Below are 24179 nucleotides of genomic sequence, written 5' to 3'. Positions count from 1 at the left end.
GCGCGCCGCTCCCGTGGCGCCACGAGGAAGGATAAGCCGATGGACTCCTCGGGCCTGATGGGGCGGAAATCCGTCGACGACATCCTGGAGAGCGGCGAGGGCGAGGAGCAGCTCTCGAAATCCCTCGGTGCGCTCTCGATCACCGCCATGGGCGTCGGGGCGATCATCGGGGCCGGCATCTTCGTCCTGACCGGCACGGCGGCGGCGCAATATGCCGGGCCGGGCATCATGCTGTCCTTCGTGCTCGGTGGCATCGCCTGCGCGTTCGTCGGCCTGTGCTATTCCGAGATGGCCGCGCTGATCCCGGTGGCCGGGTCGAGCTACACCTACACCTACGCGACGCTGGGCGAGTTCTTCGCCTGGCTGATCGGCTGGGACCTGATCCTCGAATACGCCATGGGCGCGGCCACCGTGGCGGTGGGCTGGTCGGGCTACGTCACGAGCCTTCTGAAGGATGTCGGCCTGGCGATCCCGGCTCGGTTCGCGCACGCGCCGGGCACGGCGATCGACGGCGGCGGCACCGCCCTGTTCAACCTGCCGGCCGTGGTGATCGTGGCGCTGATCACGCTCCTGCTGATCCGCGGCACCAAGGAATCGGCGCGGTTCAACAACATCATGGTGGCGGTGAAGCTCACCGTGGTGGTCGCCTTCATCGCGCTCGGCTGGGGCCATGTCGACACGGCGCATTGGAGCCCGCTGATCCCGCCGAACGAGGGCAGCTTCGGGCAGTACGGCTATAGCGGCGTCCTGCGCGGGGCCGGGGTGGTGTTCTTCGCCTTCATCGGCTTCGACGCGGTCTCCACCGCCGCCCAAGAGGCCCGCAAGCCGCAGAAGGACATGCCGATCGGCATCCTCGGCTCGCTGATCGTGTGCACGATCCTGTACGTGCTGGTGGCCGCCGTCCTGACCGGATTGGTGCCCTACAAGGAGCTCAACGTCCCCGATCCGATCGCCAAGGGCGTCGACGTGATCGGCATCGGCTGGTTCGCCCTGCTGATCAAGCTCGGAGCGCTGACCGGGCTGACCACGGTGATCCTGGTGCTGCTCTACGGCCAGAGCCGGATCTTCTTCACCATGGCCCAGGACGGGCTGCTGCCCAAGCTGTTCGCCCATGTCCACCCGACCTACCAGACCCCCTATCGCAGCCAGGCGCTGATCGGGGCCGTGGTCGCCGTGGTGGCGGCCCTGGTGCCGATCAACATCCTGGGCGAGATGGTCAGCATCGGCACGCTCGCCGCCTTCATCCTGGTCTGCGGCGCGGTGATCCACCTGCGGCGGACCGACCGGCACATGAAGCGCCCGTTCCGGGTACCGGGGGTGCCGGTGGTGCCGATCCTCGGGATCCTGTTCTGCCTGCTGCTGATGGCCGGCCTGCCCCTCGATACCTGGCTGCGCCTCGTGATCTGGATGGCGATCGGGCTGGTCGTATACTTCTTCTACGGGCGCAGGCACTCGGTCCTGCGGCGCAAGGAGGGCAACGCGGTCGATGCCCCGCGCACCGGCAAGGCATAGGGACCTCAGGGTGCGAGGATTGTAGGCGAGATCGGCAGTCGCGCCCGCGGTAGCCAAGGTGAGCTCGCGCAGGCGGGGTTAGAGCCGATTCGATCGCACCACCGCTGGGCGTGTCCGAGAGCCGGAACAGGCCCGCGACGCTCTTCTGCGTGCGGCAGATCATGGCCCTGATCGGCTTAGCCAAGGGTTCTGCAACGGCCCGATATAAACTCTAGGTATGCCACGGTAACACAATTTGAAGATTCGCGCAGCACCATGCGCGCATGCGTAGACGCACCTATATTTTGCTCTTCATGGCCACCGCATTGGCTACACTGGTCGCCAGAATAAACAACTTTCAGTTGCCCATCTTTGAAATTCAAGATGGTATATTTTTATACTTCTCATTTAATCTAGTATTTAAGCTTATGCATGTCACAAAACTGTATTACATTGTCAATTTTATAAGAAAAAGCGTCTTATTTCATCTTATAGAGGTTCTCGCGATCCTTGTTTTCGCTTGGAGCGCCACCGTCAATTTAAGCTACAGCATCCAGATTTTTGCTCTCCCATTACGAGATGACGTATTTCTCGCAGTCGATCGGACCCTCGGATTTGATTATGTTTTGCTCATGACATGGATGAGCCATCATCGCTCGCTGTCCAACGTACTGAGCGAAGTCTATAACCTGTTCCCACCCCTAATCATCTTGCTGACGTTGTCAGATTTGGTTCTCGTCGGCGATATGCGCGTGGGCGAGCGCTTCTTTACGTCGGCTTTGATCGCCTTCCTCCTCGCCTTCATCATCTGCGCGCTCTTGCCTGCAGCAGGTGCAGCGTCCTTGTTAGATCCCGACACCGCAGCGCTTGCCACGGGCGCGACGCCACTGGATCGCCTGTACGCGCTCCGCTCCGGCGACGCGCATCAGTTTGGGCGCGGCGCAGCGGGCGGTCTGGTCTCTTTCCCCTCCATGCACGTCGCAATTGCGATTCTGGCGCTGTACGCAGCGCGGGATGTCCGATGGTTGTTTCTCTGCGTGCTGCCGATCAGCCTGGGCTTCTGCGTCACCGCGCTGACCCATGGGGGACATTACCTGGTGGATTGTTTTGCCGGTGCGGCTGTAGCCGCTGCGGCCATCCGGTTGAACAACAGCTTCCACGCCTTCAGCGCCCTGCGGTTGCAGACCTCACGGGCCTACATCCGCAGCGAAGCGTGACCCTTGCGAGACGGACGTTTTGCGCGGGAGAAACTTTGGACCGATCCTACCGGTGGGTCTGCAAGGACAGCGAGGCAAGACCGATCCACCATCGCCGCCGTCCGCGGGTGTTGATCCGGCGCCATAAAGCGTCTGCCTTCGCAACAGCCGGAACCCAGTCTCTCGCCGGCCGAGCGGCGTCCCCGTCACGCCGTGATGCTGGCGCCCCGCCGGAGGTGCTCGTCGAGCCGCGGCATGATCTCGACGAAGTTGCAGGGGCGGTGCCGGTAATCGAGCTGCTGGGCCAGGATGCCGTCCCAGGCGTCCCGGCAGGCCCCCGGCGAGCCCGGCAGCACGAACAGGTAGGTCGCCTGCGCGACCCCGGCGGTGGCCCGGGATTGCAGGGTCGAGGTGCCGATCTTGTCGTACGAGATCCGGTGGAACACCGCTGAAAAACCGTCCATCCGCTTCTCGAACAGCGGCTCCAGCGCCTCTGGAGTGACATCGCGGCCGGTGAAGCCGGTGCCGCCGGTAGTGATCACCACATCGACCGCCGGATCGCGCAGCCACATCTCGACCTGCGCGCGGATCGCTGGAATCTCGTCCGGCACGATCGCCCGCGCCGCCAACCGGTGGCCGGCCTCGGTGAGGCGCTGGCTCAAGGTGTCGCCCGAGCGGTCGTCCGCGATCCGCCGTGTATCGGAGACGGTGAGCACCGCGATCCCGAGGGGAATGAAGCGGCGCGAATCGGGCTGATCGGCCATCGTAGGGGCTCTCCGGGACAGGGCTCAGATATGGGCCGCCGGCCCTCCTTTGTCGCCCCTTGGGCTGTCGCCCCGGCCGCGGGTCTCGTGGAGACAGGGCGGGTCGTGGAGCCGAACCGGACCGCATCTCCGACGCCGTCCGACCGGTTCCTCGACCCTCCCTGAGGGCTGGTCTCAGCTCGCCGTCTCGGATACCGCGGCGATGTGATCCGAACCGGGCGCCCAGACATCTTGAAACATGAGCCTCGCGGCATCGGGGGAAATTTCTTTAGAATAAAACCAATCCACTGAATTTCACAACCAACTTGCGGTCACAAAATTGTGAAGTACGTTGAAAATGCAAAATCGTTCAACAAAGATGGTACGAGAATTATACTGCGTCGTCTCGAAACATCATCTACCGAATTCACTCCCTACAAAGACCATGCCATATCGAAGATCCTAGATATTTAAGCCGACTTATAACGAGAGACATGATCAGAAATAAATGCTTTGACTTTTTTTCACTCAGGATCATTGTGAACACGTCGCAATCGCCCAATACGCCGCGACCTGTCGTCGGCAGACCCGGTTAGCAATCTTCCAGGTACCAATAAGACTTCCGAGGCCACAGCACAGCCTCGAAACGACAGGTAGTTTAACGCCCGACTCGAGGGCAGATCTTCCGCCCGGCATTGAAAATATCGAACTCGGAGCGGCGGTAGTCCGGGCGCGGATCGCAATCAGATTTACGTCCGGCACCGGCTCCGCCCTTTAGCAAGCAGCGCTTTCGTCATCGCCCCGAAACGATCAATGCACCGCACATGTTCCAGCGCATCCAAGTGAAATTCACTTTGGATGGCAGATCACTCGTGATGACGTCGAACAGAGGAACGCAAGATGACTGCCGCCTCGAGAAAACTGGGCGTCCTCGGAGGATTAAGCCGATCTTCGACAATCGGATGCCACGATATGATCAATCGTGAGATTCTAAATTTAACCGATAACCGTTACGCCGCAGACCTCGTGATGTGGAGTTTCGATCCGGACACGATCGTTCATCTCCTGTCGGAAAACGGATGGTCCTCGATCGCCCCTCGGATCGAGGAGGCCATCTCCAACCTCCTCTGCGAGGGCATCGACGGCCTGATGATCGCTAGTGACACGCTTCACTGCGCCCTGGAGCGGGAAGCGATCCATTGCGGCGTGCCAGTGATCCAGCTCCGCGATGTACTGGCCGACGAGATCCGGCGCCTGTCCCTGACCAAGATCGGTTTCGTCGGGACATCAGTGACGATGCGCAGCCCCTATTATCGGGACTTCATCCAAGGCTCGCACGGCATCGATATCGTGCTTCCGAGCGAGAGCCTGTGGATCAATATTGATTACTCAATCTGCAATCGAATCTACGACGGCGAGGGCACGATGCTCGAAGCCGAGACTTATACGCAGATCCTGTCCGATTTCGAAGCGCAGAACGTCGACGGGATCGTCGTCGCCTCGCCGGAAATTGCCCTGGCGTTCAACAAGCCGAAACCGGTTCCGGTGCTGCACACGGCCAAGCTCCATGCTGCTGCGGCGGCGAGATGGTGTGTCGCCGACCGTGACATCGTGCAGCCCACGCTACCGTTATACGATGCAATGCGGCCCGCGCCGGCGGAATCGCGCGTCGAAGCCTCCGACGCCCCGTCGAGGATCGCGTTGAAGATGCCCTATTCCGACACCTTCCCCTACTCTCGCAAAGGCAAGGGCAACGGTAAGGGCAAGGCCGCCGCTTCGGCGCCGACATCCGTCGGAAAGCAGTCGCCTCGCTCGTAGCGACGAGCCGACCTCTCGGCCATCGCGACTTGCTGCGGGCGGCAAAGTGCGGTGTCTTCAACACGCGTAAATCGTGCCGAAGACACCGCAGGGCGGAACCCCACACATGCACATGTACGGCAACTGGCGCTCGGCCGCCGCCTTCCGGGTCCGGATCGCCCTGAAGCTGAAGGGCATTGCCTACGAGGAGACCTTCATCGACCTTGATGCCGGCGACCAGCACAAGCCGGAATTCCGAACCATCAACCCGCAGGGCGCGGTGCCGGCGCTGTTCGACGGCGACGGGCCGCCGCTGACCCAATCCCTGGCGATCCTCGACTACCTGGAGGAGACGCGGGGCGGCGTGCGCCTGCTGCCCGAGGAGCCCCGGGCGCGGGCGCGGGCGCGCTCGCTGGCCCAGGTCGTCGCCTGCGACACGCACCCGCTCTACGTGCCGCGGGTGCGCACCTTCCTGATGGAGGAATACGGGCTGCCCCGGGAGCGGATGCTGGCCTTCCTCCGCAACGCCTTCGAGACCGGGCTGGAGACCCTTGAGACCCGGCTTTCCAACGAGCCGGGGACCGGCCGGTTCTGCCAGGGCGACGCGGTGAGCCACGCCGACCTGTGCCTCGTCAGCCTCTGGGTCGGGACCGGCATCTTCGGGGTCGACACGGCCACCTACCCGACGGTCGCCCGGATCGCCGAGGCCTGCCTGGCCCTGCCGGCGGTCGCAGAGGCGCATCCCCTGCGCCAGCCCGGAGCCCCCGCCGCCTGAGGCACGCCGCGTGCGTGCAACGGTCGCGCGTGCTCGGATGGGACGTGCGCGGATCGAGCGTGCTCTGATCGGGCGTGCGCGGATCGGACGTGCTCTTGGCGGGCAGATGTGGCAAGCGGGCGTCCGAGGCGTTTAATCCGGCCGGGGCGCCAAGTCCGGCCCGTGGGGAGAAAGGGTGTCGATGGTACCCGACGATAACGAGTCCGGCCTGCATCGCGTCGTCGTGGTCGGCGGCGGGGCCGCGGGGCTCCAGTTGGTGACGAAGCTCGGCGACAAGCTGGGGCGCGGCAAGCGGGCGCACATCACCCTGGTCGATCGCGCCCGCACGCATATCTGGAAACCGCTGCTGCACGAGGTCGCGGCCGGCAGCCTCGATATCGGCCACCACGCCGTCGATTACCTGCACCACGCCCACATGCACGGGTTCCGCTACCGAATCGGCAGCATGACCGGGCTCGACCGGGAGGCGCGCACGATTCGGCTCGCCGCGAGCCACGACCCCGAGGGCCGTGAGGTCACGCCGGAGCGCTCGGTGCCCTACGACACCCTGGTGATGGCGGTCGGCTCGACCACCAACGATTTCGGGACGCCGGGCGTCGCCGAGCACGCCATCGCCCTCGACACCCAGGACCAGGCGGTGCGCTTCCACCAGCGCCTCGTCAACGCGTCCCTGAGGGCCCACACGCAGGCGGGGCCGGTCCGTCCGGGCCAGCTCCACGTTACGGTGATCGGCGCCGGCGCCACCGGCACCGAGCTCGCCGCCGAGTTGCACCGGACCTTCCGCCACGTGGTCGCCACCGGCCTCGACCGGATCGATCCGAGCAAGGACATCCGCATCACCCTGGTCGAGGCGGCCGAGCGGATCCTGCCGGCGGTGCCGCAGCGCCTCTCGGTGGAGGTGATGCAGCTTCTGAACAAGATCGGCGTCGACGTCCGCGTCAAGGCACGGGTGACCGAGGTGCGCGCCGATGGCGTGCAGCTCGCCGACGGCACCTTCATCCCGTCGGAACTGGTGGTCTGGGCGGCGGGCGTGAAGGCGCCGCCGTTCCTGCAGGGCATCGGCGGCCTCGAGACTACGCGGACCAATCAGCTGGTGGTCGCCCCCACCCTGCAGACGACGCGCGACCCGGACATCTTCGCGATGGGCGACTGCGCCTACCTGGTTGAGGCCGGCTCGGACACGCCGGTGCCGCCTCGGGCCCAGGCCGCCCACCAGCAGGCCAGCCATCTAATCGGCCAGATCCAGGCCAAGATCGACGGCAAGCCCCTGAAGCCGTTCAAGTACAAGGATTTCGGCTCGCTGGTGTCGCTCGGCGAGTATTCCACGGTGGGCAGCCTGATGGGCTTCGTCCGGGGCAAGAACATGCTGATCGCCGGGCTGTTCGCCCGGATGATGTACCGCTCGCTCTACAAGATGCACGAGCGGGCGCTCCACGGCAGCGTCAAGACGGCGCTCGACGCCCTCGCCAGGGCGCTCACCCGCCGCACCGAGTCGCGGGTGAAGCTGCACTGATCAATCACCGGCACCCGGGCGACACGGGGCCGCAACAGGGAGGATAACGGCATGATCCTGGTCAGCGTAATGTACCCGGCCGGCCCGAATTTCGACATGGCCTATTATCTCGGGCACCACATGCCGCTGGTGCGCGAGCGTTGGTCGGCTTTGGGCCTTCACGAGGCGAAGGTGATCAAGGGCGCGGGCACCCCGGATGGCGGTGCGGCGCCGTTTCAGGTGATGGCGCTGCTGACCTTCGAATCGGCCGAGGCGTTCAAGAAGGCCGTCGCGGCCCACGGCGAGGAGATCTTCGCGGACATCCCGAACTTCACCACGGCCCAGGCCCAGGTGCAGATCAACGACTTCGCGGAGAGCCCGTGATCGACATCGTCAAGGCGGTCCAGCAGGCCGATCCGAGCCTCGGCACCTACGTGGTCGTGCTGCGCGCCGACGCCCGGGCCCTCGATGGGCCCGAGCGTCTCACCCCCGAGGCGCAGGCCTGGATCGAGGCGAACGCCCCCGGCGGCCGCCTCGCCCGGGTGCGGGTCCTGCTCGCCCCCTATCCAGGAGCGTTGCCGGCCGAGCGGGACGTGACTGTGGCGGCCTTCGCGGACGCGCGGCAGCTCGCCGCCTTCGCGACGGCCTGGACCGGCGATCCGCTGCCGGAGGCAGAAGAGGAGCCGTAGGGCCGAGTCAGGCCGCCCGCAACTGGCGGATCGCCCGCAGGGTCGTGGCCCGCTGCACCTCCAGGCGGCGGATCAGCGGCACGAGGTCGGCGCCCGCATGGGCGGCGGCCTCGACCTCCCGGCACAGGCTCGACAGGCCGACAAAGCCCAGGAGACCGGCCGCCGCCACCATGGCGTGGGCGTCGTGGGCGATCTGGAGACGGTCGGTCTCGCTCGGCCGGAACCGCTCGGACAGCTCGTTGGCGAGCAGATCCAGCAGCGCGCCGACCTGGTCCGTGCCGAAACTCGCCTCCATGTCGGTGAGCACCCCGGCGTCGAGCACTGCGGGATCGACCGGCGCGGTGCGCAGCGGTGCCTCCTGGCGCGCCGGCCGGCGGGCGCCGGGGGCGGTCCAGCGGCTGATCGTGGCGAACAGGTCGGCCCGGCGGAACGGCTTGCCGACATGGTCGTCCATCCCGGCCTCGCGCAATTCGGCGACCTGCGCCGGAAGGACGTTGGCGGTCATCGCCACGATCGGGACGTCGCAGGCCGGCGGTGCGAGGGCGCGGATCCGGCGCGTGGCGGTGAGCCCGTCGACGCCCGGCATCTGCACATCCATCAGCACGAGGTCGTAGGGGCGCCCCTCGGCCACCGACAGGCCCACGGCGGCGATCGCCTCGCCGCCGTCCCCGGCCACCTCGACGGTGTAGCCCTGCGATTCGAGCACCGCGCAGGCGAGTTCCTGGTTGAGCGGCACGTCCTCGACCAGGAGCAGGCGCACCGGCGGCCCGGCCGGGAGCGCCCGGGATGCCGCCTTGACCGGCGGGGGCGGCGAGGCCGCCGCCTCGCGGCGAAGCGCATCGACGGCCTCGGTGCCGCGCGGCAGAACCAGGCGGAACCAGAAGGTCGAGCCCGCCCCCTCGCGGCTCTCCATGCCGATCTCGCCCCCCATGAGCGTGACGAGGTGCCGGGAGATCGCCAGCCCGAGGCCGGTGCCGCCGAAGCGCCGGCTGATCGAGCCGTCGACCTGGCTGAAACGCTTGAACAGGCGCTCCTGCTGGGCCGGCGCGATGCCGATGCCGGTATCGGTGACCGCGAAGCGGACCACGTCGCCGGGGCCGCCGTCCGGCGCGACGCCCTCACCCTCCCGCTGCACCGTGACGGTGACGGAGCCTTCGGGGGTGAACTTCACGGCGTTGTTGAGCAGGTTGAGCAGCACCTGCCGCAGGCGGCCGGGGTCGCCGACCACGACCCTCGGAAGCGCCGGATCGATCTCCGCCTCGATCCGCAGGCCGCTCCGGAGCGCGCTGCCCCGGACGATCGAGACCGTATCGTCCACGATCTGCGCCAGCGGGAAGCCGACCGGGTCGAGGGTCAGCTCGCCGGCCTCGATCTTCGAGAAGTCGAGGATGTCGTTGACCACGGTGAGGAGCGCCGCCCCCGAGCTGTGGATCAGCTCCAGGCGGCGCCGGTCCTCGTCCCGGATGGCGCTCTCGTCGAGGAGCAGGTCGGCGTAGCCCAAGATGCCGTTGAGCGGCGTGCGGATCTCGTGGCTCATCGCGGCCAGGAACTCGCTCTTGGCCGCGCTGGCGCGCTCGGCTTCGGCGCGGGCCGCCTCCGCGTCCCGGGTCGCGTCCCGCAGGGCCGCCTCGGCCGCCTTGCGCTCGGTGATGTCGAGATGGAGCCCGACCATGCGCTGGGGCTGGCCCTCGGGACCGAATTGCGTGCGCCCGCGGGCGTAGATCCAGCGCTCGCCGACCCGGAATTCGGCGACGAAGGCGGAGGAGGTCTCCACCGCCCGCCGGATCTCGTTCCAGACATCGCCGGCATCCTCGGGATGTAGGAGCGCCGTCCAGGCCGCCGCGGCCATCGTGTGCGCCCGGCCGGTATCGGGCAGGCCGTGCATGCGCGCGCTCTCGAGGCTCAGGGTGGCGAACCCCGTGCGCATGTCCCAGTCCCAGGTGCCGGCATCGGCCGCGTCGAGGGCGATCCCTAAGAGCCCACGCGCTTCCTCGACGGCGAGCCGGGCGGTGACGATGTCGTCGACGTCGAGCGCGGTGCCGAGCCATTCCACCACGGCGCCGTCGGCCGGGTCGAGATAGATCGGGATCAGCGAGATCTTGTGCCACCGGTAGGCGCCGTCGTGCCGCCGGATCCGCCACTGGCCGCCATAGCCGATCCCGGTCGCGATCGCCTCGTGCCAGGCCGCCTCCATGGCGGCGGCGTCCTCCGGGTGGTTGCGGGCGAGGCGCTCGGCCCGGTCCAGCCCGATCGGGCCGTAATAGGCGTGGAACTGCGCGTTGGCGTAGGTGGCCTGCCCGTCGCCGACCCGCATGGTCCAGATCAAGAGCGGCAGGGTCTCGGCGAGGCCGCGGTAGCGCAACTCGCTGCGGCGGACCTCGTCCTCGGCGCGCCGCCGCTCGGTCACGTCGATGAGCACGCCGATCAGGCCGGTCACGGGGTTCTCGCCGCGGCACACGCCGCGCACGACCACGTCGCGGACCTCGCCGTCGGGCCGCAGCAGCCGGGCCTCGAAATCGAAGCTCGCGCCGCGGGCGATGGCGTCCGTAACGATGCCCTCCAGCCGCTCCCGGTCGTCGGGGTGATAGATCTGCGCGAAGGCGGGGAGCGCCGGCGCCGGTCCCCGGGGATCGCGGCCGGCGATCGCGTAGAGGCTCTCCGACCAGACCGGCTGCCCGTCGGCGAGGTCCACGCGCCAGTTGCCGACGCTGGCGAGCTGCTCGGCCATGGTGAGCTGGTGGTTGGCCGCCGCCTGCGCCTCGGACCGGGCGTTGATCTCGCGGTGCTGCTCCCGGATCAGGGCCTCGCGGATCGCGGCCTGCGCCATCTCGTGGCTGCGCCGCACATCGGCCTCGGACAGCCGGAGATGGGCGATCACGATCTCGGCGAGGTCGCGGAACGCGTCCTTGTCCGCCTCCGAGAGCCCGTCCCGGGGCTCCGAGTCGATCAGGCAGAACGTGCCGATCCGGAGCCCCGGCGCCAGGCTCAAGGGGATGCCGGCATAGAACCGGATCCCGTCCGGGGTAGCCACCAGGGCCAGATCGCGAAACCGCGGATCGGCCTGGGCATCGGGCACGATCAGCATGGCGTCGCTGCGGATCGTGTGCTGGCAGAGACTCTGATCCCGCGGAATCGTCGTCGGCACGTCGGCGCAGGGCGTCTTGAGCCATTGCCGGGTTTCGTCGAGGAACCCAACGAAGGCGCTGCGCACGCCGAACAGGCGGCGGGCGGTGCGGCACACGGCATCGAAATGCGGCTCGGTCGGCGTGCCGACGATGCCGAGGGCGTCCAAGGCCGCGAGCCGCGCCGCCTCATCGTCCGGGTGTGCTTTCACCTACGGTCTCCGGGTGCGAATATGCCGTTCGGCAATCGCCAGCGTCCTCGCAGGAGCGATGACCTGCCTGTGACCGCGTTTCAAGCGGGCCCGGCGCCCATCGGGGACATGCGCAGCCGCGCGGCTTCGAGCGCCCAGACCATGCCGAGCATCATGTAGACGTGGCGCCACTTCTCGATGTCGATCTGGAACGCCTGCAGGAAGAACATCAGCAGCGCCGGCCAGACGATCTGGGCGTGTGCCCGGACCGGCGAGGGCCGCACCAGCAGGCGGAAGCCGACGAAGCTGGTGGCCAGCACCAGGCCGACGAACACCACGCCGCCGAGCCAGCCGCCATTGGCAAACGAGCCGATATAGGAATTGTGCGGCTCCAGCCCGAAGACGAGGCGCCAGTGCATCGGCCCCATGCCGAACGGGCGCTCCAGCAGCATCGCCAGGCCCCGGACCTGGTTGCCGAAGCGGCCGGTCTCGCCCTGGTCGTAGTCCTGGGCCAGGGCCGCCCGGGTCTCGAACATCGTGTGCACGTGCTCGACCGACAGGAGGCCGATCACCGCGATGGTGCCGAGCACCATGGTCGCCAGCGTCAGGAGCACGATGCGGCGGCGCAGGCGGACGGAGCCGCTGCCCGCATAGACCGAACCGACCATCAGCAGCACGGCGACGACGCTGCCGCCCCAGGAGCCCCGGGAGAACGACAGGAAGATGCCGGCCATGATGATCAGCAGGCCGGCGAGCGACACCAGCGGGCGCCGGGCCGAGCCGGTGAGCAGCCCGTGCATCAGGTAGAGGGCACCCAAAGTCAGGAACGAGCCGAACACGTTCGGGTCCTGGAAGGTCCCGGAGGCCCGGTCGTACTTGTAGAACAGGTCCTCGATCCCGAGCCATTGCAGGTAGCCGACGATGCCGAGCGCCGCCGAGAACACGCAGCTTACCGTGTAGGCCTTGAGCGCCAGCTCCATCCGGGCCTGCGTGTCCTCCGAGAAGAACATCGCGAAAAAGATGCAGGTGACCACGAGGTAGATCAGCTGGATCGTCCAGGTGACCGGGAAGTCCTCGTTCAGGTACGGGAACAGGGCGATGACGATCGCCCCCAGGTAGAGCAGCAGCAGCGCCAGCAGCGGCACCGCCCCCCGGTGCAGGCGCACGCCGAGGCAGAGCCACAGCAGTATCGTCGGGATCGCCACCGCGTCGTAGGGCGAGGTCTCCGAGAACGCGAAGCAGGCGAAGAAGATGAAGGCAGCAAACAGCGCCTTGGCCAGCCCGCGGACGACCGCGAGGAGCGGGATCCCGGAGGCGAAGCCTGCCGGGACCGGGATGCCGGGCGCTGCGGTGTGAGCCATGGATACGCGGACTCCGCGGGCCGGTTACGCAGGCCCGCACCGGAGTCCATGACATCCAATGGTTGAGAATCGGCTTCGCGGCTGATCGGGCTCGTCGTCAGCCCTTCAGCCGCTTGTTGCAGACCGAGTAGTAGCCGCCGCCCTTCTGGATCCATTTCGCGTCGCCCAGCGTCCCGGCGGACTTGGCCGCGTTGTAGCTGTCGAGGCAGGTATGCATCCGGGCCTTTCCGGCGGATTCGCTCGCGTATTTCGGATCGACGGCGGACGGGTATGCAGCGGCGCCGGCGGCCGGTGCGGCGGCGGGAGGCCTCGCCGCCGGGGCGGCCGGCGCGGGAGCCGGAGTGGGAGCAGCGGTCTTGGTCGCGCCCGGCGCCACCGGGTTCGGCACCGTGTTGGCCGTCGTGCCGGACGCCTCGGCACCGCATTCCGCCTTGCGGAAGTCGTTCCACGTCTGGCCGTTGAGCGTCCCGGCTTGCTTGGCCGCCTGATACTTGGTCGAGCAATCCTTGGCGGACAGGGCCGCCGCCGGCGTGGCGAACGCTCCGGCGCCGCAAGCGAGCACGGCGGCGGCGGCCAGAAGCAGACGTACCATAGCGAATAGCCCTCGGGTCGGTATCGAGTCGATCCGATACGCTATCTCAAGGATAATCGCTCCGGTAGCCGGTCGATATACAGGCGTTGACAGACGCCGTTTGGCGCCCCCGGCAACCCGAAGCTGCCGACGGCGCGTGTTCGGGCCGCCCCGGGCGACCCCGGGTCAGACCCGGCAGGCTTCGAATCCCTCGCGGATCGCCACCGGGTCGAGGTTGCGGCCGATGAACACCACCCGGGACACCCGGGGCTCGTCCGCGCGCCAATCCCCCTGGACATCGCCGTCGAGGATCATGTGCACGCCCTGGAAGACGAAGCGCTTGGGCTCGTTCGGGAAGGCGACGATGCCCTTGCAGCGCAGGATGTCGGGCCCCTGGACCTGGGTCAGGTTCGAAATCCAGGGCATGAACTTTTCCGGATCGACCGCGCCGTCGATCTTCGCCGAGATCGACTGGATCTCGGAATCGTGATGGTGGTGGTGGCCCTCCTCCAGGAATTCGGGCTCGACCTCCAGGATGCGGTCGAGATCGAAGGCGTTGCGCTCCAGCACGGCCTCCAGGGGCACGGCGCAGTTCTGGGTGCGGTGGAGCGTGGCCAGCGGATTGATGCCGCGGATCTCGGCCTCGACCCGGTCGAGATCGGCCGGCGAGACGAGGTCACTCTTGTTGAGCAGGATCACGTCCGCGAAGGCGATCTGGTTCTTGGCCTCCGGTGCGTCCTTCAGGCGGTCGGACAGCCACTTGGCGTCGGCCACCGTCACCACCGCGTCGAGACGGGCGGCATCGCCGACATCCTGGTCGACGAAGAAGGTCTGGGCGACGGGGGCCGGGTCGGCGAGCCCGGTGGTCTCGACGATGATCGCGTCGAACTTGCCCCGGCGCTTCACCAAGCCGTCCATGATCCGGATCAGGTCGCCGCGCACCGTGCAGCAGACGCAGCCGTTGTTCATCTCGAACACTTCCTCGTCCGCGCCGACGACGAGGTCGTTGTCGATGCCGATCTCGCCGAACTCATTGACGATCACGGCGTAGCGCTTGCCATGATTTTCCGTGAGGATCCGGTTGAGCAGCGTGGTCTTGCCGGCGCCGAGATAGCCGGTGAGTACGGTCACCGGAATCTTGCCGGCGGTCGAACCCGATGGGGCGGAAGCAGAACTCATGTCGGTCATGGCGGATTCTTCGATCGGATCTGCGGGATGGACTCGGGGCTGCTGGCCCGCGAGCGTTGTCATATTGTAACAAATCCCGGCGAAGGAAGACGGAGCCACACGGTTTCGCGACCAGGGCCTCCCAATCGATTGCGGATCAGTCAAGCTTTGCTCTAGGGACGCGACGCCCCCTGAGTCGCCGCGGGGCGGCTGCCTTAGAAAAGCGCCACCGATCGCATTGAAGCGGACGGAGTTCTTGCGCGAATCGTACCTCGTCCGCCATCCCGGTTCCTTCGCCCGGCCCCAGAAGACCTTTCGCATGGACGCCCGCAATCCGATTGACCAGGACGAGACCCGCGCCGGTCCCGCGCGCAGGCGCGGCCCGCCGCGGCTCCTGATCGTGCTCGTGCTGCTCGTGGCCGCGGGCGGCCTGGCGCTCGCGTTCTCGGACCGTGCCCGCGAGGCCGCCTCGGGAATTGTCGCGGCGCTGTTCGGAGCGGGCAACCCCGATGCGGGGATCGAGGTCGAGAAGGCCGGCGCCGTCGAGCGGGTGTTCCGCCCGACCAAGGAGCAGCGCGCCGCCTTCGAGATCCTGCCGGTGGCGACCCAGGTGTTCCGCCCGGAGGGCTCCGCGGAAGGGCGGATCGCGCTCAACGACGACGACAACGTGCCGGTGGTCTCGCCCTATGCGGGCCGGGTGACCAAGGTGCTGGCCCGGGCGGGCGACGACGTGAAGGCCGGCGACGTGCTGCTGACGCTCGAGGCCACCGACATGGTCCAGGCGCAGAACGACTACCAGGCGGCCCTGAACAACCTCCAGAAGCAGCAGGCCCTGCTGAAGCTCGACCAGACCATCGCGGCGCGCCAGCAGGAGCTGTTCCAGGCGCACGCGGTGGCGCTGAAGGATTACCAGTCGGCGCAGAACGACGTCATCGCCGCCCAGAGCGACCTCAAGACCGCGGAAGCGTCCCTCGACGCCGTGAAGAACCGCCTGCGGCTGCTCGGCAAGTCCGACGCCGAGATCGCCGCCTACGAGAAGAACGGCCGCCTGAGCCCGGAGACCCAGATCCGGGCGCCGATCGCCGGCACCATCGTCCAGCGGAAAGTGGGCACCGGGCAGTTCCTCTCGGCTTCGAGCGACCCGGTCTTCGTGATCGGCGACCTGTCCACGGTCTGGCTCGTCGCCAACGTGCGGGAGAGCGAGATCCCGAAGATCCGCATCGGCCAGGAAGTCGAGGCGAAGGTGGCGGGCTTCGGCGCGCGGGTGTTCAAGGCCCGGGTGAACTACATGGCCGCGAGCCTCGACCCGGCGACGCGGCGCCTCGCCGTGCGCAGCGAGGTCGACAACCCGGACCGGGTGCTGCGCCCGGAGATGTTTGCCACCTATACGATCATCACCGGCAAGGGCGAGCCCAGCCCGAGCGTGCCGGTGGCCGCGATCGTGTACGAGGGCGACCGCACCCATGTCTGGGTGGCCCGGCAGGACGGCGCCGTGGAAGCGCGGGACATCAAGCTCGGCGTGATCAACGGCGACAACGCCCAGGTCGTCGAGGGCCTGCAGGCGGGCGATCAAATCGTGACCCGGGGGGCCCTGTTCATCGACCGGGCGGCCACCGGCGACAAGGCGTCCTGAGCGGGAATCCCGGGCGATGAACAGCCTGATCGTCTTCTCGCTGCGCCAGCGCGTGCTGGTGGTGCTGCTGTTCGTGGTGATGCTCGGCATCGGCTACGGCGCCTACACGCAGCTCAACATCGAGGCCTATCCCGACCCGGTGCCGCCGCTGGTCGACGTGATCACCCAGAATCCGGGGCAATCCGCCGACGAGATCGAGCGCTACATCACGATTCCCCTGGAGGTGGCGCTCGCCGGCATCCCGAACGCCCAGGTGGTGCGCACCATCTCGCTGTTCGGCCTGTCCGACGTGAAGGTCCAGTTCAACTACGAGTACACGTACGAGCAGGCGCTGCAGCGGGTGCTCAACCGCCTGTCGCAGGCCCCGGCCCTGCCCAACGGCGCCACGCCGCAGATCTCGCCGACGAGCCCTGTGGGCGAGATCATGCGCTACAAGCTGGTCGGCCCGGCGGGCTACTCGCCCATGGACATGAAGACCCTGCAGGATTGGGTGCTCCAGCGCCGGTTCAAGGCGATCCCGGGGGTCACCGACGTGACCGCCTTCGGCGGCAAGGCCAAGGAATACGAGGTCGCGGTCGACCTGAACCGTCTCCAGGCCCAGGGCCTGACCCTGGTCCAGCTCACCACCGCGCTGAACAACGCCTCGATCAATGTCGGCGGCCAGACGCTGAATGTCGGCCAGCAATCCGCGGTGGTGCGCGGCATCGGCCTGATCCGCGACATGGACGACATCAAGGACACGATGATCAGCCTCGTCAACGGCACGCCGGTGCTGGTGCGGGACGTGGCGGAGGTGCGCGTGTCGAACGCGCCGCGTCTCGGCATCGTCGGCCACGACGACCAGTCCGACGTGGTCGAGGGCATCGTGCTCATGAGCCGCGGCGGCCAGAGCCTGCCGACCCTGGAGCGCGTCGAGGCCGAGATCGACAAGATCAACGGCTCGACGATCCTGCCGCCCGACGTGAAGATCGAGCGGATCTACGACCGCTCGGGCCTGATCCACACCACGACCCACACGGTGATGCACAACCTCGTTTTCGGGGTGGTGCTGGTGTTCATCGTGCAGTGGCTGTTCCTCGGCTCGCTCACCAGCGCGATCATCGTGGCGGCCACGATCCCGTTCGCGCTCGGCTTCGCGATCCTGATCCTGGTTGTGCGCGGCGATTCGGCCAACCTGCTGTCGCTGGGCGCGATCGATTTCGGCCTGATCGTCGACGCCACGGTGATCATGGTCGAGAACGTGTTCCGCCACCTCGCCGAGCCCGAGCATACCGAGGGTCAGGAGGCGCCCGGGGGGCTCGAGGGCCGGCTCGGCACCATCGCCATCGCGGGCATCGAGGTGAACCGGGCGATCTTCTTCTCGGCGATCATCATCATCCTCGGCTTCCTGCCGCTCTTCACGATGAGCGGCGTCGAGGGCCACATCTTCGGGCCGATGGCCAAGACCTACGCCTACGCGCTGGTCGGCGGCCTGCTCGCGACCTTCACGGTGTCGCCGGCCCTGTCGGCGCTGATCCTGCCCCGGAAGCTGGAGGAGCGCGACACCCTGATCGTGCGGGTCCTGCGTGCCGGGCACGAGCGTATCCTGGCCTTCGGCCTGAAGAACCGGGTGCTGGCGCTGTCGGTGATGCTGGCGGTGCTGCTGGTCTCGGGGCTGGCGGCCCGGAACCTCGGCCTGGAATTCCTGCCCCGGCTCGAAGAGGGCAACCTCTACGTGCGCGGCACCATGCCGTCCTCGATCTCGCTGGAGGCCGGCAACGCCTACGTCCAGCGCCTGCGCAAGATCTTCCAGGAAGTCCCGGAAGTCGTCACGGTGATCTCGCACCAGGGCCGGCCCAACGACGGCACCGACGCCACCGGGTTCTTCAACGTCGAGATCCTGGCGCCGCTCAAGCCGATCGACGAATGGCGCAAGGGCCTCGACAAGGACGCGCTGATCCACGACCTGAGCAAGAAGCTCGAAGCGGAGTTTCCCGGGATCGAGTTCAACTTCTCACAGTATATCGAGGACAACGTCCAGGAGGCGGCCTCGGGCGTGAAGGGCGAGAACTCGGTCAAGATCTACGGCAGCGACCTCGCCCAGCTGACCAAGACCGCCAACGCGGCCAAGGCGGCGCTCGCCACGGTGCCCGGCATCACCGACCTGGCGGTGTTCGAATCCCTCGGCCAGCCGACCGTGCGGATCGACGTCGACCGCCACAAGGCCGCCCGCTACGGCCTGTCGATCGGCGACGTGAACACCACGATCCAGGCCGCGATCGGCGGCCAGACCGCGGGCGACCTCTACGAGTACGGCTCCGACCGGCACTTCTCCATGCGGGTGCGGCTGGCCAAGGAATACCGCTCGTCGCTCGCCGGCATCCGCAACATCGCGGTGGGCGCCCAGAACCCCAATGGCGGCGTGATCCAGGTGCCGCTCTCCGAGATCGCCGACGTGGACCTCGTCTCGGGCGCCTCGTTCATCTACCGCGAGGACCAGGAGCGCTACATCCCGGTGAAGTTCTCGGTGCGTGGGCGCGACCTCGGCAGCGCGGTGATCGAGGCCCAGCGCAAGGTCGCCGAGGCGGTGGACCTGCCCCCGGGCTACCGGATGGAATGGGTCGGGCAGTTCACCAACCTCAAGGATGCCGCGACCCGGCTGAGCCTGGTCGTGCCGGTCACCCTGCTGCTGATCGCGCTCCTGCTGTTCATCAACTTCTCGTCGGTGGCGGACATGCTGCTGACGCTCTCGGTGATCCCGATGGCGATGATCGGCGGCATCTTCGCCCTGTCGTTCACCGGCACGCCGTTCTCGATCTCGGCGGCGATCGGCTTCATCGCGCTGTTCGGCATCTCGACCATGGAGGGCGTGATCCTCCTGGCCTACTACAACCAGCTCCTCGACGAGGGCTGGCAGCGCAAGGAGGCGGTGTGGAACGCCGCGATCGTGCGCATGCGCCCGGTGATGATGACCTGCGTGGCCGCCTGCGTCGGCCTGCTGCCGGCGGCGGTGTCCACGGGCATCGGCTCGCAGGTGCAGAAGCCCCTGGCCCTGGTGGTGGTCGGCGGCATCATCCTGGCCCCGAACCTGATCCTGGTGGTGGTGCCGGTGCTGATCTCGCTGTTCTCCCGGCGCCGACCGAACCCGAACGCGCGGGCGCGGACGGAGCATCGGGCCGCGGCATGAGCCGGATCGGGGCGGCGCGAGCCGGGGGACGACACGTGACCGGAACACCACAGCGCCGATCCGGCGCGCGGGATCGCGCCGCCGTCGGATTGACTTGGCCGTGCGCCGGGACGCTCTACCGCAGGAGGGGTTTCGGGGGCATGATGGTGGAGTTGGCGCCGAACCGGTGCGGTCGCGCGGCCGCAATGCTGGCGGCGGCGCTGTCGCTGTCGGCCTGCGCGGTCGGCCCGAACTACGTGCCGCCCGAGGCGCCGCCGGTCGGCCGCTACACCAAGGAGCCGCTGAAGAACCCGTCGGCCGCCGACAACATCCGCACCCGCCAGGGCGGCTCGGCGGACCAGAGCTTCGTCTCCGGCGCCGACATCCCCGGCCAGTGGTGGACCCTGTTCCACTCGAAGGCGCTGAACCAGCTGGTCGAGCAAGCGCTGGCGAACAACCCGACCCTGGAGGCCGCGCAGGCCTCGCTCCGGATCGCGCAGCAGAACGTGCTGGCCCAGAAGGGCACGCTCTATCCGAGCCTGACCGCGACCCCGCAGGCGCAGGGCATCCTGGCGCCGGGCCTCGACCTGCAATCGCCGCTCAACAACGAGAGCCGGTACCTCTACAGCCTCTCCACGCCGCAGGCGGTGGTCGCGTACAATCCCGACGTGTTCGGCGGGAACCGACGCCAGATCGAGTCCCTGGAGGCCACCACCGAGAACCAGCGCTTCCAGCTGGAAGCGGCCTATCTCAGCCTCACCGGCAACGTCGTCGCCGCCGCCATCCAGGAAGCGGCCCTGCGGGCGCAGATCGACGCCACCCGCAAGGTGATCCAGGCGCAGACCGAGGTGCTGCAGCTGTTCAACAAGCAGCTCTCGCTCGGGCAGATCGCCGGCGCCGACGTGGTCCAGCAGCAGGCGGCGCTCGCCCTGTCGCAGCAATTGCTGCCGCCCCTGGAGAAGCAGCTGGCGCAGCAGCGCAACCTGCTCACCGCGCTGGCCGGGCGGCTGCCGTCCGACGAGGTCTCGGAGACCTTCCAGCTCTCGGCCCTGCGCCTGCCGACCAAGCTGCCGGTGAGCCTGCCCTCGCGCCTCGTGCAGCAGCGCCCCGACGTGAAGGCGGCCGAGGCCCTGGTCCAGCAGGCGAGCGCGAGTGTCGGCGTCGCGGTAGCCAACCGCCTGCCGCAATTCAGCCTGACCGCCACGGGCGGTTCCAGCGCCGTGCGGCTCGCGCAGGTGACCAATCCCGGGGCGGCGTTCTTCACCATCATCGGTCAGGCGACCGCGCCGATCTTTGACGCCGGCACCCTGTTCCGGCGCCAGCGGGCGGCGGAGGAGACGCTGACCCAGGCGCAGGCGCAGTACAAGGCGACGGTGATCACCGCCTTCCAGAACGTCGCGGACGCCCTGCGGGCGCTCCAGGCCGACGCCAAGGCGGTGGCCGCCGCCGATGCCGCGGTCAGCGCCACCAACCAGAGCCTCGGGCTGATCCGCAAGCAGTACACGGCCGGCGCCGTCACCTCGACGCAGGTGCTGATCGCCCAGCAGGGCTACCTCTCGGCGCTGGTCACCTCGGCCGGCGCCCGCGCCACCCAGTACGGCGACAGCGCGGCCCTGTTCGTGGCGCTCGGCGGCGGCTGGTGGAACCGCAACGACGTCGCCCCACCCCCGCCGGAGACGGACCCGCTGAAATTCCTGTGAGGCGCGCCTTCGGGCCTCACACATCCATCGCGATGGCGTCCTGCAGCATCTGGTCGGCGGCGCTCATCACCTTGGTGTTGGCCGTGTAGGCCTGCTGCGTCTCGATCATCTTGGAGAACTGGTCCGAGATGCCGGCATTCGACTGCTCCACCGAACCAGCCGCGATGGTCGCGCCGGCGAACCCGAAGCTCGGCGCGCCGGACCGACCGTTGGCCACGTAGGTGCCGCCGTCGAGGGAGGTCAGGTTGTCCTGGCCGCCGAACTGCGCCAGCGTCAGCGAACCGAGCGGCTGCGTGCTGCCATCCGCGGCCGTACCGGTGAGCGTGCCCGCGGGCGAGACCGTCAGGCTCGCCAGGGTGTCCGCTCCGGTGGGGACCTGGACCGGTGCGGTCGCCGAGGGACCGGCAAACAGGTAATAGCCGGCGCCGTTGACCAGATAGCCGCTCGAATCCGGGGAGAAATCGCCGCGCCGGGTATAGGCGGTCTCGCCCGTGAAGCTCGGGCTCTGCGGCGTGCCGGTGTTCGACCGGACCACGAAGTAGCCGTTGCCCGAGATGGCGAGGTTGGTCGCGACCCCGGTGGACTGGACCGTCCCCTGGATCCCGAGGGTGTCGCGGGTGCTGGTCGAGACGCCGCCGCTCGACTGCGTCTTGGGCGCGGTCTGGGCGAGCATGTCGGCGAAGCTGGTCTCCGTGGTCTTGAACCCCGCCGTCTGGGTGTTGGCGATGTTCCCGGAGATGTTGTTGAGGGCGTAGGACTGTGCCGACGCGCCGGAGATCGAGTTTGAAAGCGCGTCGTAAAGGCTCATCGGGGTCTCCATTCCCGAGACCGGCCCAAAAAACCGATCCTAGACGGGCCTATAGACGCGCCGCAGGGTTAATCGGCGGTGTGTCAGCGAATGTTGCTGCCTGACCGCTGCCAGGATTGGACCGAACATGGATCTCTGGGCTCAGGCCCCGATGACACTCACAACAATCTCACGCCGGTGCGGCCGGTCGCGGTGCTCGATCAGATAGATCCCCTGCCACGTGCCCAGGGCTAGCCTGCCCTCGACCAGGGGGATGCTCAGAGCGGAATCCGTGACCAACGTGCGGATATGGGCCGGCATGTCGTCCGGTCCCTCGGCACCGTGGACATAATGGGCGCCGCGCGGGGCGAAGCCGTCGAGCGCGGTCATCAGGTCGGTCTGCACGTCCGGGTCGGCATTCTCCTGGATGGTCAGCGACGCCGAGGTGTGCCGGCAGAACACCGTGACGAGCCCGTCCCGGATGCCGCTGCCGCGCACGAACTCTGCCACCGCGCCGGTGAAATCCGTGAAGCCCGGCCCCTGGGTCGCGATGGTCAGGCGGCCACTCGCATGGCGCTCCACCGCGCCGGAGGCCAGCGGTTCCACCGGACCGATCTTGCCCTGCCTCATGCATCCGTCTCCGTCAGCGTAGCCCCCGACGCGATCTCGCGCTCGCCGCGGGCCAGAATCCGCTCCAGCACGTCAATCCGGTCGGCCTCCGCGGAGGGCTTGTCCCAGCGGATGCGGCTGACCCGGGGGAAGCGCATCGCCACGCCGGACTTGTGCCGGGTCGAGCGCTGCACGCCCTCGAAGGCGATCTCGAGGACAAGGCCGGCCTCGTGACCGTGGGTGACCTCGCGCACCGGCCCGAACCGCTTGGTGGTGTTGTTGCGGACGTAGCGGTCGAGCTTGGCGAGCTCGGCGTCGGTGAAGCCGTGATAGGCCTTGCCCACCGGGACCAACTCGTCGCCGCCCTCCGGCGCCTCCCGCCAGACCCCGAACGTGTAGTCCGAGTAGAACGACGAGCGCTTCCCGTGGCCGCGCTGGGCGTACATCATCACAGCATCGACGATATGGGGTTCGCGCTTCCACTTCCACCAGGGCCCCTTCGGACGGCCCGGCAGGTAGGGGCTGTTGCGGCGCTTGAGCATCACGCCCTCGATCGCGTCCGCATCCTCGCCGGCGCCCACGGAGGCCGGGTCCGCCCGGGCGGCGGCGAGCGCCTCCCAATCCGCGAACGGGACCACGGGGGAGATGTCGATCCGGGCGTGGTCGAGGCGGGTGACCAGGGCCTCCAGCTGCGCCCGGCGGGTCTCGAACGGCTCCGCCCGCAGGTCGTCGCCGTCCAGGGTCAGGAGGTCGTAGGCCCGGACATGGGCGGGGAACTCCTCCAGGAGCTTTCCCGTCACGGCCTTCCGGTTCAGGCGCTGCTGCAGCACGTTGAAGCTCTGGACCCGGCGCTCGCGCAGGATCAGCAGCTCGCCATCGAGCGTCCCCGTGAAGGTGATCGCTTCGGCGAGATCCGGGAACGCCCCGGTGATGTCCTCGCCGGTGCGGGAATAGACCTTGGCGACCTGGACGCCGGCCTTGTCGCGCCCGCCGACGAGCTGGACGCGGATGCCGTCCCACTTCCACTCGGCGGAAAAGGCCTCCGCTTCGAGCTTCTCGAGATCGGCCTCCTCCTCGATCGGATGCGACAGCATCGGCGGCCGGAACGGCGCCGGGTTCAGGGTCTCGGGCCGCTCGGCCCGCCCCTCAACCCAGGCGAACAGGGTCTCGAACGGCGGCGTCAGCCCGTGCCAGACCTCCTCGACCGCATCCGCCTCGTGGCCGCCCAGCGCGCCGACCGCGGTCTTGGCGAGCCGCGCCGAGACGCCGACGCGTAGGTTGCCGGTGACGAGCTTCAGCAGCGCCCAGCGCCCGGTCTCGTCCAGGGCGTCGAGCCATTCGGCGAGATGGCGGGACAGCTCCCGCTTCGGGATCGTCGCCAGGGTCTCCACGACCTCGGCGAGGGTCGGGACGTGCGGGGGCGGGTTGTTGTGGCCGAGACCTGCCGGCACATCCCCTCCCCCCTCTGCGATGGCTACGAGGTTCGCAGATCGGTCAGCGTAGGGCTCAACGTGCCCCCTCTCCCGTGCGGGAGAGGGTTGGGGTGAGGGATCAGGTCCATCCGGAGAGGTCGCATCCCTCACCCTGTCCCTCTCCCGCACGGGAGAGGGGACCTGCGCCTCATTCGGTGCCGGGTGAAGACCGGAGCCCACGGAGGGGGGCGGAAGAGGCGTCGAGGGCCAGATCAACGCCGTGGTCTCGGCCAGATCG

At 67.9% G+C, this 24179-nt stretch carries 18 protein-coding genes; 10 read left to right on the top strand and 8 right to left on the bottom strand.

What is annotated here, in order from left to right:
- Window positions 1-39 precede the first annotated feature (39 nt).
- On the top strand, window positions 40-1512 hold the full coding sequence (locus tag MKL20_RS31460) for an amino acid permease (protein ID WP_244039980.1): 1473 nt from the start codon (window positions 40-42) through the stop codon (window positions 1510-1512).
- Window positions 1513-1775: 263 nt separating this feature from the next.
- Complete coding sequence (locus MKL20_RS31455; protein ID WP_244039979.1) at window positions 1776-2708, top strand: phosphatase PAP2 family protein; 933 nt, start codon at window positions 1776-1778, stop codon at window positions 2706-2708.
- Between the two features lie 185 nt (window positions 2709-2893).
- Here the strand turns inward: MKL20_RS31455 and moaB are convergent, their stop codons facing one another.
- Complete coding sequence (moaB, locus tag MKL20_RS31450; protein ID WP_244039978.1) at window positions 2894-3451, bottom strand: molybdenum cofactor biosynthesis protein B; 558 nt, start codon at window positions 3449-3451, stop codon at window positions 2894-2896.
- Between the two features lie 879 nt (window positions 3452-4330).
- Here moaB and MKL20_RS31445 point away from each other — a divergent pair.
- From MKL20_RS31445 to MKL20_RS31425, 5 genes are all read left to right on the top strand, one after another.
- A complete protein-coding gene (locus tag MKL20_RS31445) occupies window positions 4331-5248 on the top strand; it encodes an aspartate/glutamate racemase family protein (protein WP_409568219.1) in 918 nt (305 codons plus the stop codon).
- A 106-nt stretch (window positions 5249-5354) separates the two neighbouring features.
- On the top strand, window positions 5355-6002 hold the full coding sequence (gene maiA / locus MKL20_RS31440; protein WP_244039976.1) for a maleylacetoacetate isomerase: 648 nt from the start codon (window positions 5355-5357) through the stop codon (window positions 6000-6002).
- 181 nt (window positions 6003-6183) lie between these two features.
- Entirely contained in the window at window positions 6184-7515 is a 1332-nt protein-coding gene (locus MKL20_RS31435) for an NAD(P)/FAD-dependent oxidoreductase (protein WP_244039975.1), read from the top strand.
- Between the two features lie 51 nt (window positions 7516-7566).
- Window positions 7567-7878 (top strand): EthD family reductase, encoded by a 312-nt coding sequence (locus MKL20_RS31430; RefSeq protein WP_244039974.1) that lies wholly within the window; start codon window positions 7567-7569, stop codon window positions 7876-7878.
- Complete coding sequence (locus MKL20_RS31425; protein ID WP_244039973.1) at window positions 7875-8183, top strand: hypothetical protein; 309 nt, start codon at window positions 7875-7877, stop codon at window positions 8181-8183. Before MKL20_RS31430 ends, MKL20_RS31425 begins: the two co-directional genes overlap by 4 nt.
- 7 nt (window positions 8184-8190) lie before the next feature.
- Here the strand turns inward: MKL20_RS31425 and MKL20_RS31420 are convergent, their stop codons facing one another.
- From MKL20_RS31420 to MKL20_RS31405, 4 genes are all read right to left on the bottom strand, one after another.
- A complete protein-coding gene (locus MKL20_RS31420) occupies window positions 8191-11517 on the bottom strand; it encodes a GAF domain-containing hybrid sensor histidine kinase/response regulator (RefSeq protein WP_244039972.1) in 3327 nt (1108 codons plus the stop codon).
- 80 nt (window positions 11518-11597) lie between these two features.
- The gene (locus tag MKL20_RS31415) at window positions 11598-12857 is read right to left on the bottom strand and encodes an O-antigen ligase family protein (RefSeq protein WP_244039971.1); all 1260 of its coding nucleotides are present in this window, start codon (window positions 12855-12857) and stop codon (window positions 11598-11600) included.
- A 97-nt stretch (window positions 12858-12954) separates the two neighbouring features.
- Window positions 12955-13449 carry a hypothetical protein gene (locus MKL20_RS31410; protein ID WP_244039970.1) on the bottom strand — a complete coding sequence of 165 codons (495 nt, stop codon included), beginning with the start codon at window positions 13447-13449 and terminating at the stop codon, window positions 12955-12957.
- Window positions 13450-13614: 165 nt separating this feature from the next.
- Complete coding sequence (locus MKL20_RS31405; protein ID WP_243968281.1) at window positions 13615-14616, bottom strand: CobW family GTP-binding protein; 1002 nt, start codon at window positions 14614-14616, stop codon at window positions 13615-13617.
- 298 nt (window positions 14617-14914) lie between these two features.
- Between MKL20_RS31405 and MKL20_RS31400 the strand changes: the two genes are divergently transcribed.
- The 3 genes from MKL20_RS31400 (at window position 14915) to MKL20_RS31390 (ending at window position 21073) form a co-directional block, all read left to right on the top strand.
- Complete coding sequence (locus MKL20_RS31400; RefSeq protein ID WP_244039969.1) at window positions 14915-16228, top strand: efflux RND transporter periplasmic adaptor subunit; 1314 nt, start codon at window positions 14915-14917, stop codon at window positions 16226-16228.
- Window positions 16229-16244: 16 nt separating this feature from the next.
- Window positions 16245-19394, top strand: a complete 3150-nt coding sequence (locus MKL20_RS31395; RefSeq protein ID WP_244039968.1) for an efflux RND transporter permease subunit — start codon at window positions 16245-16247, stop codon at window positions 19392-19394.
- A gap of 140 nt (window positions 19395-19534) precedes the next feature.
- Complete coding sequence (locus MKL20_RS31390) at window positions 19535-21073, top strand: efflux transporter outer membrane subunit (protein WP_244039967.1); 1539 nt, start codon at window positions 19535-19537, stop codon at window positions 21071-21073.
- A gap of 16 nt (window positions 21074-21089) precedes the next feature.
- Here the strand turns inward: MKL20_RS31390 and MKL20_RS31385 are convergent, their stop codons facing one another.
- The 3 genes from MKL20_RS31385 to MKL20_RS31375 all read right to left on the bottom strand — a co-directional run.
- Complete coding sequence (locus MKL20_RS31385; RefSeq protein WP_244039966.1) at window positions 21090-21881, bottom strand: flagellar hook basal-body protein; 792 nt, start codon at window positions 21879-21881, stop codon at window positions 21090-21092.
- A gap of 141 nt (window positions 21882-22022) precedes the next feature.
- Window positions 22023-22490: a secondary thiamine-phosphate synthase enzyme YjbQ gene (locus MKL20_RS31380; RefSeq protein WP_244039965.1), complete on the bottom strand. Its 468-nt coding sequence runs from the start codon at window positions 22488-22490 to the stop codon at window positions 22023-22025.
- Window positions 22487-24179: cisplatin damage response ATP-dependent DNA ligase (locus tag MKL20_RS31375; RefSeq protein ID WP_244039964.1), on the bottom strand; the 1693-nt coding region annotated here is incomplete at its 5' end. The genes MKL20_RS31380 and MKL20_RS31375, both read right to left, overlap by 4 nt.

This window comes from Methylobacterium sp. E-066, from assembly GCF_022829635.1.
Lineage (GTDB): Bacteria > Pseudomonadota > Alphaproteobacteria > Rhizobiales > Beijerinckiaceae > Methylobacterium.
This window is presented reverse-complemented; position numbering and strand designations above follow the sequence as displayed.

Bases quoted from the DNA above. Each gene is read 5' to 3' on its own strand.
- MKL20_RS31460 (WP_244039980.1), top strand. From the start codon at position 40: ATGGACTCCTCGGGCCTGATGGGGCGGAAATCCGTCGACGACATCCTG.
- MKL20_RS31455 (WP_244039979.1), top strand. From the start codon at position 1,776: ATGCGTAGACGCACCTATATTTTGCTCTTCATGGCCACCGCATTGGCT.
- moaB (WP_244039978.1), bottom strand. From the start codon at position 3,451: ATGGCCGATCAGCCCGATTCGCGCCGCTTCATTCCCCTCGGGATCGCG.
- MKL20_RS31445 (WP_409568219.1), top strand. From the start codon at position 4,331: ATGACTGCCGCCTCGAGAAAACTGGGCGTCCTCGGAGGATTAAGCCGA.
- maiA (WP_244039976.1), top strand. From the start codon at position 5,355: ATGCACATGTACGGCAACTGGCGCTCGGCCGCCGCCTTCCGGGTCCGG.
- MKL20_RS31435 (WP_244039975.1), top strand. From the start codon at position 6,184: ATGGTACCCGACGATAACGAGTCCGGCCTGCATCGCGTCGTCGTGGTC.
- MKL20_RS31430 (WP_244039974.1), top strand. From the start codon at position 7,567: ATGATCCTGGTCAGCGTAATGTACCCGGCCGGCCCGAATTTCGACATG.
- MKL20_RS31415 (WP_244039971.1), bottom strand. From the start codon at position 12,857: ATGGCTCACACCGCAGCGCCCGGCATCCCGGTCCCGGCAGGCTTCGCC.
- MKL20_RS31410 (WP_244039970.1), bottom strand. From the start codon at position 13,449: ATGGTACGTCTGCTTCTGGCCGCCGCCGCCGTGCTCGCTTGCGGCGCC.
- MKL20_RS31405 (WP_243968281.1), bottom strand. From the start codon at position 14,616: ATGACCGACATGAGTTCTGCTTCCGCCCCATCGGGTTCGACCGCCGGC.
- MKL20_RS31400 (WP_244039969.1), top strand. From the start codon at position 14,915: ATGGACGCCCGCAATCCGATTGACCAGGACGAGACCCGCGCCGGTCCC.
- MKL20_RS31395 (WP_244039968.1), top strand. From the start codon at position 16,245: ATGAACAGCCTGATCGTCTTCTCGCTGCGCCAGCGCGTGCTGGTGGTG.
- MKL20_RS31390 (WP_244039967.1), top strand. From the start codon at position 19,535: ATGATGGTGGAGTTGGCGCCGAACCGGTGCGGTCGCGCGGCCGCAATG.
- MKL20_RS31385 (WP_244039966.1), bottom strand. From the start codon at position 21,881: ATGAGCCTTTACGACGCGCTTTCAAACTCGATCTCCGGCGCGTCGGCA.
- MKL20_RS31380 (WP_244039965.1), bottom strand. From the start codon at position 22,490: ATGAGGCAGGGCAAGATCGGTCCGGTGGAACCGCTGGCCTCCGGCGCG.